Source organism: Agrobacterium sp. 10MFCol1.1 (assembly GCF_000381165.1).
Classification (GTDB): domain Bacteria; phylum Pseudomonadota; class Alphaproteobacteria; order Rhizobiales; family Rhizobiaceae; genus Agrobacterium; species Agrobacterium tumefaciens.
The window spans coordinates 44514-60392 of the sequence record NZ_KB906084.1; the positions used below are offsets into that span (position 1 = coordinate 44514).

Consider the following 15879-nt stretch of genomic DNA (forward strand, 5'->3'; position numbering starts at 1 on the left):
CCCCGCGGTCTTAAGCCGCCGTGATTGTTATGGTTACGTTTTCAAACAAAAATGGCGGAAGGGCAAGCCTTCCGCCACCAGATTTCAACAGGCGACGCGCCGCTTACTGGCCGTAAACGTCGAAATCGAAGTATTTCTTGTTGATTTCCTGGTACTTGCCGTTGGCGCGGATGCCGGCGATGGCAGCCGTGAACTTATCGGCGAGCGCCGTATCGCCCTTGCGAACGGCTACGCCTGCACCATTGCCGTTGATCTCGACATCCACCGGAAGCGGCGTCAGGATCTTGCAGCACTTGCCTGCATCCGATTTCAGCCACTCCGACAGGACGACGATATCATCGATGACGGCGTCGATGCGGCCGTTGGCGATGTCGAGCTTATATTCGTCGGCGGTCGGGTACATTTTCAGGTCTGAACCCGGGAAGTGCTTTTCGGCATAGTTGGAGTGGGTCGTGGAACCCTGCGCGCCGAGCGACTTGCCCTTCAGGTCGTCGACGGACTTGATCGGCGAATCCTTCGGTACGGCGATTGCCGGCGGGGTGTTGTAATATTTCTTCGAGAAATCGACCTTCTGGAGACGCTCCGGCGTGATCGACATGGACGCGATGATGGCGTCGAACTTCTTTGCCTGCAGGGCGGGGATGATGCCGTCCCAGTCATTGGTGACGAAGGTGCATTCAGCCTTCATTTCGACGCACAGCGCCTTGGCGATGTCGATGTCGAAGCCGGTCAACGTACCGTCGGCTTCCAGATTGTTGAAGGGCGGGTAGGCGCCTTCCGTGCCGATGACGATCTTGTCCTGCGCGAGGGCCGCGCCGGAAAACAGGGAGATGGCGGCAATCGATACGGCTGCGAGCAGACGGGTGGAAATAGGCATTTCGATCCTCTCTTTTGGTCGTTCATCCGCAGTCTGTTGTTGTTTTCAGTGCGGACGTCGTGAGCGCAGGCGCAACAGAACGGGTTGCCATTCGTGGCCTTCAGCGCGCGGCAATTATTCGTCCGGTTGGTCAAAAAATGCAACTGCAATATTAGCGCCCTCTTTTTCGTCGCGGAGCTTTCACGAAATGGCCTTGATCTGTTCATTTCCGGTACAGAACGCTTTGGTCATCATGGGAACCTAAGCGTATGCAAGGCGTTGACCAGCGCCTGCACGCGCGGCCGGATTCACAATGTCGCGGCATAAGCGGCGTACAACGATTGGCAGATGAGGAAGCACCGATGCTGAAGAAGAACACATTGCTGACGGGGGTGGTTTTCCCCCTCATGTCGCTGGCGATCGCGGTGGAGCCGGCCGCCGCCGGTTATGCCGGCGCCGCACGGACGCAAACGCAAATGCCCCAGGCACAGGCCCCGGTGATATTGGCGCAGGCGCAGCCGCAGGCGGAGGAGCAAAACCCGGAAGAGCTGCTGCGCAAGCAACGCCAGCAAGCAGAAGAGGCGCAGCCGAAGCCAGAGCCAGAGCCGAAAAAGCAGGAGCAGGCTCCGGAACCGCAGCGCGAACAGCCGAAGGCTGAAGCTGCACCGGCCGAACCGCGTCCTGAACCCAAGCGTGAAGCTCAGCCCGAGCCGCAACGCGAGCCTCAGCCAGAACCGAAACGGCAGCAGCAGCGCGAAGCCCAACCGGAACCGGCGCCAGCTGAACAGCCACCCGCCCGCAAGCAGCGCCCGCAGCCTGAGCCCGAAGCCGCACCTGCACCCGCCGAGCAGCAGCCGCAGGAACGGCCGCGCAAACCGGCTAGAGCCGAGCAGCCGGCAGGCGAGGGCGAGCAACGCCCCGCACGTCCGCGCAAGCCGGAGCCGGCGGCCGAACAGCCAGCCGCACGCCCTGAAAATACCGAGCAGCCGGCGAAACAGCGCGAGCCCGCCGCCGAGAAAAAGCCGGTAGAGGAAAAGGCTCCAGCACCGGAACCGAAATCGGAACCCGCCGAAAAGGCCGTTCCGGAGAAAAAGCCGGCGGCTCCTGAGCCAGCTGTAAAGGAGGCTCCTATTCCAACGGAAGCGCCGACACCGGCACGGCCACCGGCTCCGGAAGCTCAGCCCAATCCTGCGCCCGGCCAGCAGCCTTCTGAAAAGCAGCCAGTAGAAGGCCAGGGCAAGACGGAGCCTGCAGCGCCGCTGCCGGGTACTCCGACACCTCCGCCGCCAAGCGGTGCCACGACAGGACAGGCGCCTGCCGGCGAAGCCGTTCCGAATCAGGTCGCCATTCCGCAGACGGAAGCGCCTCCGACGACGAAGCAGGAACTGGACAAGGCCAAGGCTATCGCCAAGGACCCGTCCAAGACTGCCGACACCGTCATTCTGCCCGTCGACAAGGGTGCCGCCGTTCTCGACAGCGACAAGGAAGTGGAGCGCTCCGGTAACAATCAGGCACGCGAGCAACGCCGCCGCGAGCGTGAGCAGGCCGGTGACGTGAAGGTGCCGACTTCCGACGCCGAAGCGCAGCGCGCCGGTGCTGCCGGAGGCAAGGCTCCGCCGCCCGTGAAGATGGAGGCGATTACCTCTCAGCAGGGCGAGCGTGTCGACCGCCGTCCGCAATATGACCGGCCGGAAGGTGCCCGGGAATGGCAGCCGCGCGAAGGCGGCCGGCGCGATCAGGATCGCGATGCGCCGATCATCCTGCAGTTTGGCGACCGCGTGGTTGTGCGCGGCGACGACAATCAGCGCTTCATCCGCGATGGCGGCGAGCCCTATTACGAGCGCCTGCCCGGCGGACGTGTCCGCGAGACCGTCGAGCGTCGCGACGGCACGCAGGTGGTGACGATCCGCAACCGCTATGGCGACGTCATCCAGCGTTCGCGCATCGATGACCGTGGCCGGGAATATGTGCTGTTCTATGCACCGGAGCTGATGGACGAACCGGACCGTGAATATGTCTATCGCGATCCCGGCCTCGACCTGCCGCCGATGCGTCTGCGCATTCCGGTTCGTGACTACATCATCGACACGTCGAGCGATCCGGACCGCGATTATTACCGCTTCCTGGAGCAGCCGCCGGTCGAGCCTGTGGAGCGTGTCTACTCGCTGGATGAAGTGCGTTATTCGGCCCGTATCCGCGACAAGGTGCGCCGTATCGACCTCGATACGATCACATTTGCCACTGGAAGCGCTGATATTCCGATGGCGCAGGCCCGTTCGCTGCGGAAAGTAGCGGATGCGATCAACAAGGCGCTGGCAAAGAACCCGGCGGAAACCTTCCTGATCGAAGGCCACACCGATGCCGTTGGTTCGGATGAAAGCAACCTCGTTCTTTCCGACGAGCGTGCCGCTTCCGTCGCCAATGTCCTGACCGATGTTTACGGCATTCCGCCGGAAAACCTGGCGACGCAAGGCTACGGCGAGCGTTACCTGAAGGTTCAGACACTCGGCCCGGAACAGCAGAACCGCCGCGTCACCATCCGCCGCGTGACACCGCTGGTAAGACCGGTCGCCCAGAACTGATAAGGTTCAGGAACTGAAAAATGAAAGCCCGGAAAGCGCGAAGCTTTCCGGGCTTTTTTATTGGTAGCAAAGTTCCCAGGCCGACACATTATCCGTAACTCCGGACCAGATCCGGGGTCCGGCGTGATCAAGTCCTGCATGACTGGGATTCTCACCCTGCCATCACCCTCAAATTTGAGGATAATCCAGCCTCTAACGCTTAGTTAAGCGCCACAGCAATCTCTGCTGCGAGCTGGGCATTGTTGCGTACCAGCGCGATATTGGTCGCGAGGCTGCGGCCGTCGGTCAGGCGGAAGATATCGCCGAGCAGGAAGGGCGTTACGGCCTTGCCGGTGATGTCCTCGCGCTCGGCGTGGGAAATGGCGCGATTGATGTAGATTTCCATCTCCTCGCGCGGAATTTCGTCCTCTTCCGGCACGGGATTGGCAATCAGCATACCGCCATCGATGCCGAGCTGTTCGCGGGTCGTCTGGAAATTGGCGATGGCTGCAGGGCTGTTGAGCGACAGCGGGCTGGGAAGGCCCGAAGAACGCGACCAGAAAGCCGGGAACTCTTCCGAACCGAAAGTCACGACAGGCACGCCGTTGGTTTCGAGAACTTCCAGCGTCTTAGGGATGTCAAGAATGGCCTTGGCGCCGGCGCAGACGACGATCACGCCGGTTTTGGCAAGCTCGGTCAGATCGGCGGAAATATCGAAGGTCTCCTCCGCGCCCTTGTGTACACCGCCGATGCCGCCGGTGGCGAAAACGCGGATGCCGGCGCGGGCAGCGGCAATCATGGTGGCTGCCACTGTCGTGGCACCGGTGCGGCGCTCGGCAATCGCAAAGGCAATATCGGCGCGCGAGACCTTCATGGCGTCGGTGGTCTGGGCAAGCGCTTCGAGCTGCTCCTTCTCGAGGCCGATATGCAGCGTGCCGTGAATGACGGCGATGGTTGCCGGAACGGCTCCCTGATCGCGGATGATCTGTTCGACGCCTTCAGCCATCTCGATATTGCCGGGATAGGGCATGCCGTGGGTGATGATGGTCGATTCCAGCGCGACGATCGGCGCGCCGCGCTGTTTGGCAGCGGCAACCTCTTGCGAATAGACGATGGGCAGGAGCGGGGAGATGGGGCGGGTCATTCTGTTTGTTCCAGACTATAAAAAAAACGGGTTCATGCCAGCATTTCGGCCTTGGGGACAAGCCCCAACATGGTCTCGACACTGTCTTTTGACAGGTCTTGGGCGGTGGCGAAAGGCGATTGCACGGTGATGGCGGCCGCCGCGGCACCCAATCGCAGGGCCTCAGTGATGGCTTTGCCCTCCGTAATCGCCGCGAGATAACCTGACGCCATGGCGTCTCCGGCGCCGGTTACGTCTTTCACCTCGCGGATGATGGGTGGGTGGAGGCTTGCGGTTTGCGTCGCGTTGAAGGCTACCACTTCGCTTGCGCCACGGGTGATGACGCCGCCGGCAAGGCCTGCCCTGCGGAGAATGCCCGGCCAGTCGCGAACATTGTCTGCCGTCTGTCCGGTCAGCGCGCGCGCCTCTGCCTCGTTCATGAAGAGAATGTCGATATCGGCGAGCATGTCCTTCAGCTTCACCGCCTTGGCGGGCGAAATGGCGATGGCCGCGAGCGGCTTTTGGCAGGCGCGGGCAATGAGACCGAGCGCCTCCAACGTATCCTCCGGCAGATTGGCATCGCAAAGCAGAAGGTCGCTCGCGGTAATCGCTTCACGCACCGCGCGAACTTTGAGTCGGCGCGGCGAAAACAGCTTGTAAAGGTCCATATCCGCAAGTGCGATGACAAGATTGCCGTCGCGCTCCAGAATGGCGGTGTAGCTTGGCGTGCGGCGATCGAGGAAAACGAAGGGCGTATCTTCCACGCCCGCCTGCCTTGCTGCCTCCGCCACCGCTTCGCCGGTCACGTCGCCGCCGCGCGGTGCGATGATACGGACGGCAAAGCCGAGCCGCGAAAGATTGCGCGCCGCATTGAAACCGCCGCCGCCAGCCTCTTCCATCCATGAGCCAGGATTGCTGGCGCCGGGCGCCGTTTCAGTCTCGATCATGCCGCGCCTGTCTATATGCGCGCCGCCCAGAACGAGTATTTTCTTCACGCTTGTGTTTCCCTCTTTCGCGGATGGAAAAGGTGGACGATTCGTCCCAATCTTCTGTTTGTTCCCCTTCACATCCGGTCAGCAGCGATAGGCCGGACACGGAAAAACGAAAGCAGAACAAACGACTTATCGCTATTTGTTTTCAATATGCTGGCTGCGCCTTGCGATATGAGAACAAATAGAGTACATCCTATTTCCATACTGCTTCATTGCCTGTGCGGCTTCAATAACCTAAAGGTGGATCGGATGGCACAAAATTCTTTGCGTCTCGTAGAGGATAAATCGGTGGATAAAAGCAAGGCACTGGAAGCGGCGCTCTCCCAGATCGAACGGTCGTTCGGCAAGGGATCGATCATGAAGCTCGGTTCCAATGAAAACGTGGTTGAAGTAGAGACCATTTCGACGGGTTCTCTCAGCCTGGATATAGCGCTCGGTATCGGCGGTTTGCCGAAGGGGCGTATCGTTGAGATTTACGGCCCGGAAAGCTCCGGTAAGACGACGCTTGCGTTGCAGACGATCGCGGAAGCCCAGAAAAAGGGCGGCATCTGCGCCTTCGTGGATGCCGAGCACGCGCTCGATCCGGTCTATGCCCGCAAGCTCGGTGTGGATTTGCAGAACCTTCTGATCTCGCAGCCGGATACGGGCGAGCAGGCGCTTGAAATCACCGATACGCTGGTGCGCTCCGGTGCCGTCGACATTCTGGTGGTGGACTCGGTTGCGGCGCTGACGCCGCGTGCCGAAATCGAAGGCGAGATGGGCGACAGCCTGCCAGGCCTTCAGGCACGTCTGATGAGCCAGGCGCTGCGCAAGCTGACCGCCTCGATCTCCAAGTCGAAGTGCATGGTGATCTTCATCAACCAGATCCGCATGAAGATCGGCGTCATGTTCGGTTCGCCGGAAACGACGACGGGCGGTAATGCGCTTAAATTCTACGCCTCGGTGCGTCTCGACATTCGCCGTATCGGCGCCGTCAAGGAGCGTGAAGAGGTTGTCGGCAACCAGACCCGCGTCAAGGTCGTCAAGAACAAGATGGCACCGCCTTTCAAGCAGGTGGAATTCGACATCATGTATGGCGAAGGCGTTTCCAAGACCGGCGAGCTTGTCGATCTCGGCGTGAAAGCCGGTATCGTCGAGAAATCCGGTGCATGGTTCTCCTATAACAGCCAGCGTTTGGGGCAGGGGCGTGAAAATGCCAAGACCTTCCTGCGCGACAATCCGGAAATGGCAAGCGAGATCGAACTGGCGCTGCGCCAGAACGCCGGTCTGATCGCCGATCGGTTCCTGCAGAATGGCGGCCCGGAAGCCGGCGAAAGCGACGACGGTCCCGACGAGGGCTGATGCATTCGAAGGTACGGGCGTTCGCGTCCGGTGGCTTTGCCGGCATGAGCCGGTATGGATCAAAAGGGTCGCGCGATTTTCCTCGCGTGGCCCTTTTTCTTTGCCTAGACGCCTTGGTGCGCCTCCATGGCTGGACAGGGCAGGATGCGGACGATAAAAGCCTTTGATTTTGCAAGATAGCCATCATTCGGGATGGCGGTGATGGACTCCAGCTGTGAGCGGTGTGTGGGCATGAGCGGTGTGAATGAAATTCGGTCGACCTTTCTCGACTACTTCAAGAAGAACGGACACGAGATTGTGCCCTCCAGCCCGCTGGTGCCGCGCAACGATCCGACGCTGATGTTCACCAATGCTGGCATGGTGCAGTTCAAGAACGTCTTCACCGGTCTCGAAAGCCGTCCTTATTCCACCGCTGCCTCGGCGCAGAAATGCGTGCGCGCCGGTGGCAAGCATAACGACCTGGACAATGTCGGTTATACGGCCCGTCACCATACGTTCTTCGAAATGCTCGGCAATTTCTCCTTTGGCGACTATTTCAAGGAAGAGGCGATTACCCATGCCTGGAACCTGATTACCAAGGAATTCGGCATCGATCGCAACCGTCTGCTGGTCACGGTCTATCACACCGACGACGAGGCTTTTAATCTCTGGAAGAAGATCGCCGGTTTCTCCGACGATCGCATCATCCGTATTCCGACCAGCGATAATTTCTGGGCCATGGGCGATACCGGTCCGTGCGGTCCCTGCTCGGAAATCTTCTATGACCACGGCGATCATATCTGGGGCGGACCGCCCGGTTCACCGGAAGAGGATGGCGACCGTTTCATCGAAATCTGGAACCTCGTCTTCATGCAATATGAGCAGCTGACGAAGGAAGAGCGCATCGATCTGCCGCGCCCTTCTATCGACACCGGCATGGGTCTCGAGCGCATTTCGGCGTTGTTGCAGGGCAAACACGACAATTACGACACCGATCTGTTCCGGGCGCTGATTTCGGCCTCTGTCGAAGCGACCGGCGTTCCGGCAGAGGGCGAGAAGCGCGCCAGCCACCGCGTCATTGCCGATCATCTGCGCTCCTCCGCTTTCCTGATCGCCGATGGCGTCCTGCCGTCGAATGAGGGCCGTGGTTACGTTCTGCGCCGCATCATGCGCCGCGCCATGCGCCATGCCGAGCTTCTCGGTTCGCGCGAGCCGCTGATCTACAAGCTGCTGCCGGCGCTGATACAGCAGATGGGCCGCGCCTATCCGGAACTGGTTCGCGCCGAGGCGCTGATCTCCGAGACGCTGAAGCTTGAGGAAACCCGTTTCCGCAAGACGCTGGAACGCGGCCTGTCGCTGCTGTCTGACGCGACTTCGACCCTGCACAAGGGCGACATGCTGGACGGCGAAACCGCCTTCAAGCTTTACGATACCTATGGCTTCCCGCTCGATCTGACGCAGGATGCGCTGCGCGCCCGCGAAATCGGCGTCGATATTTCCGGCTTTACCGATGCCATGCAGCGCCAGAAGGCGGAAGCACGCTCGCACTGGGCTGGTTCCGGCGACAAGGCGACCGAAACGGTGTGGTTCGAACTGAAGGAAAAGCTCGGCGCGACCGAATTCCTCGGTTACGACACTGAAACAGCCGAAGGCGTTATTCAGGCGATCGTCAAGGACGGCAAGTCGGTGGACAGTGCTGCCGAGGGCGAGACGGTTCAGATCGTCGTCAACCAGACGCCATTTTATGGCGAGTCCGGCGGTCAGATGGGCGATACCGGTGTAATCTCTGGCGATAACGGCACCTTTACCGTTTCAGAAACCCAGAAGAAGGGCGAGGGCCTCTTCGTGCATTCCGGCACGGTGTCCAAGGGTGGATTGAAGCTCGATGACGCCGTGCAGCTGACGGTCGATCACGACCGCCGCTCGCGTCTGCGCGCCAACCACTCCGCCACCCACCTGCTGCATGAGGCGCTGCGCGAGGTGCTTGGCACGCACGTCGCACAGAAGGGTTCGCTGGTTGCACCCGAGCGTCTGCGCTTTGACGTTTCGCATCCGAAGCCGATGTCGGCCGAGGAGCTGAAGGTCGTCGAAGAAATGGCAAACGAGATCGTCTTGCAGAACTCGCCTGTCGTGACGCGTCTGATGAGCGTTGACGACGCCATCGCCGAGGGTGCTATGGCACTGTTTGGCGAAAAATACGGCGATGAAGTCCGCGTTGTGTCCATGGGCACCGGTGTTCACGGTGCGAAAGCCAACCGTCCGTACTCGGTCGAGCTTTGCGGCGGCACCCATGTTGCCGCAACCGGCCAGATTGGCCTTATCCGCATTCTTGGCGAAAGTGCCGTCGGTGCGGGCGTGCGCCGTCTTGAGGCCGTAACGGGTCAGGGCGCGCTTGCCTATCTCTCCGAGCAGGATGAGCGCGTAAAGGCACTGGCCTCGTCGCTGAAGGTTCAGCCGGGCGATGTGCTGTCGCGTGTCGAGGGACTTCTCGACGAGCGCAAGAAGCTGGAGCGCGAGCTTGCGGATGCCCGCAAGAAACTCGCAATGGGCGGCGGCTCGTCGGATGCCGGCGCAAACGACGTACAGCAGGTTGCTGGCGTCAATTTCCTCGCAAAATCCCTGTCCGGCATCGATGCCAAGGACCTCAAGGGTCTTGCAGATGAAGCCAAGGCCAATATCGGCTCCGGCGTCGTGCTGCTGATCGCCGTGTCCGAAGACGGCAAGGCAAGTGCTGTTGCTGCCGTGACCGAGGATCTGACTGGCCGTTTCAGCGCCGTCGATATCGTCCGCACGGCCTCTGCGGCCCTCGGCGGCAAGGGCGGCGGTGGACGCCCGGATATGGCGCAGGCCGGCGGCCCCGATGGCGCCAAGGCACAGGACGCCATCAACGCGGTGGCAGCGGCCCTGGCGGCCTGATCTGGATGAATTGAAAAAAGGCGGGGTTCTACCCCGCTTTTTTGATTCTGGATGTTGAAATCCGAAAGGAACGTGATGCGCTTTGTAAATCCCATCCCTTTCGTGTGCGATATCAACCGCTCCAGGGAGTTTTATCGTGACAGGCTCGGCCTGAAGGTTTTGGACGATTTCGGAAATTTTGTCCTCTTTGAAAGCGGCTTTGCAATCCATGAGGGGCGTTCGCTCGAACAGACGGTCTGGCGGACATCGCCGGACACGGACAAACCTTACGGCAGAAGGAATCTGCTGCTCTATTTCGAACATGAGGATGTCGATGCGGCATTTCGGAATATTGCGCCGCATGTGGAGTTGATCCATCCCGTTGAGCGGCAGGCATGGGGACAGAGAGTGTTCCGTTTTTATGATCCGGACGGGCATGCAGTCGAGATCGGCGAACCACTCGCCCAGTCCAACGAATAAGCCCGCTTCCAAAATCCGTTTTGTGACCCTTGTAAGCGCTCGTGCTCCGCTTTCAGGCGAAATGCCTGTCAGTTTCCTCAACCGGCCGCCTGCATATCCTTCGCTGCCGCTTCGTCAAGCTGGGTGGCCCGCTTGAAGGCGGGGCGGTCTGTCAGATGCGCCATATAGTCCGTGAAGGCCGGACGTTTTTCGATTGTGCCGAACTGCAGGCCCCAGCCGACATGGGCACCTACATAGACATCCGCCGCAGTGAAGTGATCGCCGGCGATGAAGCGGTTTTCGCTGACGGCACGTTCGAGCGTGTTGATCGCATCCGCATAGCTGCCGCAGCCAGCCATACGCAGCTTTTCCTGCGGCACCTCGAAACCCATCGCCTTCATGCTGGTTGTCATTTCCAACGGACCGGCAGCAAAAAACATCCAGCGGTAATAAAGTCCGCGCGCTTTCGGCGTCGGCGCAAGGTTGGCGCCCGGAAAGGCATCCGCCAGATAGGCGCAGATCGCTGCCGCTTCGGTGACAATGGTGTCGCCGTGTTTGATGGCGGGCACCTTGGCCATCGGGTTGATCAGCCGATAGGCCGGCGATTTCATCGACGTCGAGAAGCCCAGTATCTCTGTCTTGTAGGGAACGCCCACTTCCTCGAGCATCCATCGCGCAATGCGTCCGCGCGACATGGGATTGGTGTAGAAGATCAATTCACTCATTGCTTTGCCTCCCCAAGCAAAATTGCAAAAGCATCATTGAAAACCCGCGCGCAGTTCGCGCTGACACGGTGCGTTTTTATAGTCCACAGCATTATCTGTTTTCCCGAAGGATCGAGCTGGTAACCACATGAATTTTTGACTGTGCCGGACAAGTTATGTGTCGTTTTATGCTGTTTCAGCTATATATTTTTATTTTTGTGACTGCGGCACGCTGTGGAATCGAAGTCTGCGCCTAGTGCAACATCTAAGCAAGATACTGTGAACAAAAAAAGAAACCCGGCGTTGCGGCCGGGTTTCCTTTTGTCGATATTTCAAACGGGTAGTGCCCCGTTCTTTTAAGCCGCCATCGCCTTCTTGAGGTTTTCATCGATCTTGTCGAGGAAGGCGGTGGTGGAGAGCCAGGGCTGGTCCGGACCGATGAGGAGCGCGAGGTCCTTGGTCATGAAGCCGCTTTCGACGGTGTCGACGCAGACGGTTTCGAGCGTTGCTGCGAACTTTGCGAGTTCTGCATTGTCGTCCAGCTTGGCGCGGTGGGCGAGGCCACGGGTCCAGGCGAAGATCGAAGCGATCGAGTTGGTCGAAGTTTCCTGACCCTTCTGGTGCTGGCGGTAGTGGCGCGTGACCGTGCCGTGTGCCGCTTCAGCTTCAACCGTGCGGCCGTCCGGCGACAGGAGAACGGAGGTCATCAGGCCGAGCGAACCGAAGCCCTGGGCAACCGTATCAGACTGCACGTCGCCATCGTAGTTCTTGCAGGCCCAGACGTAACCGCCGGACCACTTCAGAGCGGAGGCAACCATGTCGTCGATCAGGCGGTGTTCATAGATGATGCCGATTTCATCGAACTTCGCCTTGAACTCGGTCTGGTAGACTTCTTCGAAGATGTCCTTGAAGCGGCCGTCATAGGCCTTCAGGATGGTGTTCTTGGTGGACAGGTAAACCGGCCACTTGCGCATCAGGCCGTACATCATGGATGCGCGGGCGAATTCGCGGATGGATTCGTCAAGGTTGTACATTGCCAGCGCAACGCCTGCGCTCGGCGCGTCGAAGACGTCCTTTTCAATGACCTGACCGTCTTCGCCGACGAACTTGATCGTCAGCTTGCCCTTGCCAGGGAACTTGAAATCGGTTGCCTTGTACTGGTCGCCGAAGGCGTGGCGGCCGACGACGATCGGCTTCGTCCAGCCAGGAACGAGGCGGGGAACGTTCTTGCAGATGATCGGCTCGCGGAAGATGACGCCGCCCAGAATGTTGCGGATCGTGCCGTTCGGGCTCTTCCACATCTGCTTCAGGCCGAATTCCTCGACGCGCTGCTCGTCCGGCGTGATCGTCGCGCACTTGATGCCGACGCCGTGCTTCTTGATGGCATGTGCCGCATCGACTGTTACCTGGTCGTTGGTAGCATCGCGGTTTTCGACCGAGAGGTCATAATATTCGATGTCGAGATCGAGGTATGGCAGGATCAGCTTGTCCTTGATGAGCTGCCAGATGATACGGGTCATTTCGTCGCCGTCGAGATCGACGACTGGATTGGCTACCTTGATCTTTGCCATGAATTCCTCACCTTCGAAGCTGTGGCGCCTGGTGACGCCGGTATTCGGAAAAATATCCGGTGCGGCTATAGCATCGCGCGCGCCTGAGGCAAAGCCATGGGGGGCGCTTTTTTGGCGCGGTGCAATAACGCTTTGCGCATTGCCAAACCATATTGCCGGAATACAGTCAGGCGAATCGCTTCGCCCGCGCGTCGGGCCTACCTCCGGGATCACATCATGCGGAATATTCTGCTTCTGACTGCCGCCGTCCTCTTTTCCCACAGCGCCCTTGCGGCCGGCCCTGCCGATCCCGTCCAGAAGGTGATGGACATTACCGTCAAGAACTGGTCCGGCGATGCGGAAAACTGGAAATACATCTTTGACGAGGACATGCTGACCAGCCTGTTCAGCAAGGACTTCGTTGCCCAATACCGCGAAGCTTCCAAGAAGCCGGCTTACGAGGCGGAAAGCGGCGAGACCGGCGATCCCTTCGGCTACGATGTGGTGACCAACTCGCAGGATGGCTGTCCGCTGGTGGATGTTTCGGTAACGCCCGGTGAGGTGAAGGACGGCGTGACTGACGTGACGGCGAAGTTCAAGCTCTGGGCCTGCATGGATGAGGCAGAGATGAAGGCAACGGTCGACGAGGTACATTTCGATGTCATCGAGGAAAACGGCCAGCCTGTCATCAGCGACATTCACCGGGTTGGAGACGAGGGCAGGGATTCGCTGCGCGCAGAGATGGCGGCGATCATCAAGGGCGAATAACAGGGCGTTCTGCCTGCCCCGGCTTTGATTTTGGCGCCGATCTGTGCCAGTGAAGCGCGCTTTAGAGCATTTTCAGGAAAAGCGGCGACCGGTTTTCAGTCTGGAAATGCGCGAAAACCATAAAACGCATCGGCCTGAAAAATCGATGCGGCGCTTCAGAAACTGGAAAACGACGATGGCAGGCACAAACAGCGAGCTTGAACTTGTGGCGGAAGGCCCGGCGATCATTCTGGTCGAACCGCAGCTCGGCGAAAATATCGGCATGGTGGCACGGGCAATGGCCAATTTCGGTCTTGCCGAACTTCGCCTCGTCAAGCCGCGTGACGGCTGGCCGAACGAGAAGGCGCGCGCCGCCGCTTCCAAGGCCGATCATGTCATCGACGGGACGAAGGTGTTCGAGACGCTGGAAGAGGCGATCAAGGATCTCAATTTCGTCTATGCCACGACCGCGCGGGAGCGTTACGGTTTCAAACCGGTTCGTGCCCCCGTCACCGCAGCCGGCACGCTGCGCGCGAAGTTCAAGGCGGGTGAAAGAACCGGCATCCTGTTCGGGCGTGAGCGCTGGGGCCTTACCAATGAAGAAGTGGCGCTGGCCGATGAGATCGTGACATTTCCGGTCAACCCCGCCTTCGCCTCGCTCAACATCGCGCAGGCCGTTCTTTTGATGTCCTATGAGTGGATGAAATCCGGCATGGACGATCTGGACGAGACGCTTTTCCAGCCCATCGAGCAGCGGCCCTCGACCAAGGAACAGGTCTTCGGCCTGTTCGAACACATCGAGGAGGCGCTCGATGCGCGCGGATATTTTCATCCGCCCGAAAAAAAGCCGAAAATGGTGGACAATCTGCGTGCGGTGCTGTCGAGACGCGGCTTTTCCGAGCAGGAAATCAGTGTTTTCCGTGGCGTGATCAGGTCACTCGATCGTTTTCCCCGGCAGTGGCCTAAGCAGGCAGGCCGGGCCGGGACGGCGGAGGGACCATTGTCGGAGAGGGCTGGGGAGAATGCTGAAGACGACTGAGGCTCTGGCCGATGTTCTCAAACCGGTGCTGGTGTTCGATTCCGGCATTGGCGGGCTGACGGTACTGCGCGAGGCGCGCGTGCTGATGCCCGAGCGCGGTTTCATCTATGTGGCCGACGACGCCGGTTTCCCCTATGGCGGCTGGGAAGAGGAGGCGCTGAAAGCGCGCATTCTTTCGCTCTTCGAAAAGCTGCTTGAAGACTATAGCCCTGAAGTCTGCATCATTGCCTGCAACACCGCCTTCACACTGGCAGGCGCCGATCTTCGGGCGCGCTTCCCTGATATGACTTTCGTCGGCACCGTTCCAGCTATCAAGCCTGCGGCCGAACGCACCCGTTCCGGTCTCGTTTCCGTGCTGGCAACACCCGGCACCGTCAAGCGCGCCTATACGCGCGATCTCATCCAGTCATTCGCCACGCAATGCCATGTTCGCCTCGTGGGATCGGAAAATCTGGCGCGTATGGCCGAAAGCTGGATCAGGGGCGAGCCGATCTCCGATGAAGCCGTGCTGGCGGAAATCGAACCCTGCTTCATCGATAGCGACGGCAAGCGCACCGATATCGTTGTTCTCGCCTGCACTCATTATCCCTTCATGGCCAATGTGTTTCGCCGGCTGGCGCCATGGCCGGTGGACTGGCTCGATCCCGCGGAAGCGATTGCCCGTCGCGCGCGCCATCTGGTGCCGCTGCCGCAGGATGCGGAGCATCCAAATGGTTTCGATTTCGCCGTCTTCACTTCCGGCAAGCCGGATTTCGCCACACGGCGGCTGATGCAGGGTTTTGGCCTCAGCGTCTCGCTGAGCTGAACGGCTTGTTGCATTTTTGCATCTATTCTGCCGGACTTTTGCAATTCGAGATTGCGACCTCTTGTCGCGTCCGGCATCTCGTGTAAGATGCATCTTGTCTGTAACCGCTATAAAAAGGAGGCGTGGAATGACTGACTATATGAATATGCGCCTTACCGGCATGTCTGGCTTTTCCGGCATGGTCGTCGGCGGTTACATGTCCCGAGGCATCGACCTCCGATAAGGCTTCCTGCCTGATTTCCCTGCCGTTTGGCATCTTCACTTCGTCTGACAGCTGAATTGTGCGTCCGCGCTACCGCGTGTTGCGCCCGCCGTTCCTGCATGTCGTTTTATCATCGATAAAGGACCTGGCTGCTTCGCCGCGCCGGGACGGATTCCCCATGCAGAAAAATCAACCATTGGTAGCATATGCGCTGCCGGATGCGGTCGACCGCCTGTTCGTCACATTCGGCGTCTGGAAAACCCTGAAAGCGGTTCTCGTCGCGGCAATGGTGCCGCGCCCGCCGCCGACCGATCTTTCCGATCTGCCGGAGCGTCTTCTGGACGATATCGGCCTGGAGCCGTCCGACCGCAAAATGCGGCGGGAGTGGGCCCCTCCTTACTGGGCGCCGCGGTTTTGATGGCGACAGTCTCTCCGGCGAGAAAATGCCGGGGAGGCTCCGTCGTCCGTTTCCACTTCTAATGATGTTCGAAATGCGCGCCTCCGTCATGCGGGACTCGACCCGTCGTCCACCCACGGCGCGTCTGCGAGGAGTTCATTGCCGCACTTCAGTTTTCCGTAACGGAAGCTGCGGAAAGGCCTGGCATATAGCGCGTTGCACTATTCTC

The 15879-nt window shown here is 59.7% G+C and carries 13 protein-coding genes; 8 read left to right on the forward strand and 5 right to left on the reverse strand.

The window, feature by feature from the left end; translation table 11 throughout:
- Positions 1-103: 103 nt before the first annotated feature.
- Positions 104-877, reverse strand: coding sequence for an ABC transporter substrate-binding protein (locus F617_RS0124500; RefSeq protein WP_003516066.1), 774 nt, complete (start codon positions 875-877; stop codon positions 104-106).
- Positions 878-1218: 341 nt separating this feature from the next.
- Here F617_RS0124500 and F617_RS0124505 point away from each other — a divergent pair, with 341 nt between their 5' ends.
- Positions 1219-3438, forward strand: a complete 2220-nt coding sequence (locus tag F617_RS0124505; protein ID WP_019567075.1) for an OmpA family protein — start codon at positions 1219-1221, stop codon at positions 3436-3438.
- Between the two features lie 199 nt (positions 3439-3637).
- Here F617_RS0124505 and F617_RS0124510 read toward each other — a convergent pair whose 3' ends face one another.
- Complete coding sequence (locus F617_RS0124510; protein WP_003516064.1) at positions 3638-4561, reverse strand: pseudouridine-5'-phosphate glycosidase; 924 nt, start codon at positions 4559-4561, stop codon at positions 3638-3640.
- A 32-nt stretch (positions 4562-4593) separates the two neighbouring features.
- A complete protein-coding gene (locus F617_RS0124515; protein ID WP_019567076.1) occupies positions 4594-5535 on the reverse strand; it encodes a carbohydrate kinase family protein in 942 nt (313 codons plus the stop codon).
- Positions 5536-5781: 246 nt separating this feature from the next.
- Here F617_RS0124515 and recA point away from each other — a divergent pair, with 246 nt between their 5' ends.
- The 3 genes from recA (at position 5782) to F617_RS0124535 (ending at position 10227) form a co-directional block, all read left to right on the forward strand.
- Positions 5782-6873, forward strand: a complete 1092-nt coding sequence (recA, locus tag F617_RS0124520) for a recombinase RecA (RefSeq protein ID WP_003516062.1) — start codon at positions 5782-5784, stop codon at positions 6871-6873.
- A 231-nt stretch (positions 6874-7104) separates the two neighbouring features.
- Positions 7105-9768: an alanine--tRNA ligase gene (alaS, locus tag F617_RS0124530; RefSeq protein WP_003516058.1), complete on the forward strand. Its 2664-nt coding sequence runs from the start codon at positions 7105-7107 to the stop codon at positions 9766-9768.
- A gap of 75 nt (positions 9769-9843) precedes the next feature.
- Complete coding sequence (locus tag F617_RS0124535) at positions 9844-10227, forward strand: VOC family protein (protein ID WP_026331055.1); 384 nt, start codon at positions 9844-9846, stop codon at positions 10225-10227.
- Positions 10228-10304: 77 nt separating this feature from the next.
- On the opposite strand, the gene F617_RS0124540 is transcribed toward F617_RS0124535, so the two are convergent.
- Both F617_RS0124540 and F617_RS0124550 read right to left on the reverse strand, forming a co-directional pair.
- Positions 10305-10931: a glutathione S-transferase family protein gene (locus F617_RS0124540; RefSeq protein ID WP_003516054.1), complete on the reverse strand. Its 627-nt coding sequence runs from the start codon at positions 10929-10931 to the stop codon at positions 10305-10307.
- Between the two features lie 335 nt (positions 10932-11266).
- On the reverse strand, positions 11267-12481 hold the full coding sequence (locus F617_RS0124550) for an NADP-dependent isocitrate dehydrogenase (protein ID WP_026331056.1): 1215 nt from the start codon (positions 12479-12481) through the stop codon (positions 11267-11269).
- Positions 12482-12697: 216 nt separating this feature from the next.
- On the opposite strand from F617_RS0124550, the gene F617_RS0124555 reads away from it, so the two are divergent.
- From F617_RS0124555 to F617_RS0124575, 4 genes are all read left to right on the forward strand, one after another.
- Positions 12698-13228 (forward strand): hypothetical protein, encoded by a 531-nt coding sequence (locus F617_RS0124555; protein ID WP_003516050.1) that lies wholly within the window; start codon positions 12698-12700, stop codon positions 13226-13228.
- 175 nt (positions 13229-13403) lie between these two features.
- A complete protein-coding gene (locus tag F617_RS0124560; protein WP_003516049.1) occupies positions 13404-14246 on the forward strand; it encodes an RNA methyltransferase in 843 nt (280 codons plus the stop codon).
- A complete protein-coding gene (gene murI / locus F617_RS0124565; RefSeq protein WP_019567081.1) occupies positions 14230-15051 on the forward strand; it encodes a glutamate racemase in 822 nt (273 codons plus the stop codon). The genes F617_RS0124560 and murI overlap by 17 nt, the downstream gene beginning before the upstream one ends.
- A 380-nt stretch (positions 15052-15431) precedes the next feature.
- The gene (locus F617_RS0124575) at positions 15432-15671 is read left to right on the forward strand and encodes a DUF1127 domain-containing protein (RefSeq protein WP_013636401.1); all 240 of its coding nucleotides are present in this window, start codon (positions 15432-15434) and stop codon (positions 15669-15671) included.
- Positions 15672-15879: the final 208 nt, after the last annotated feature.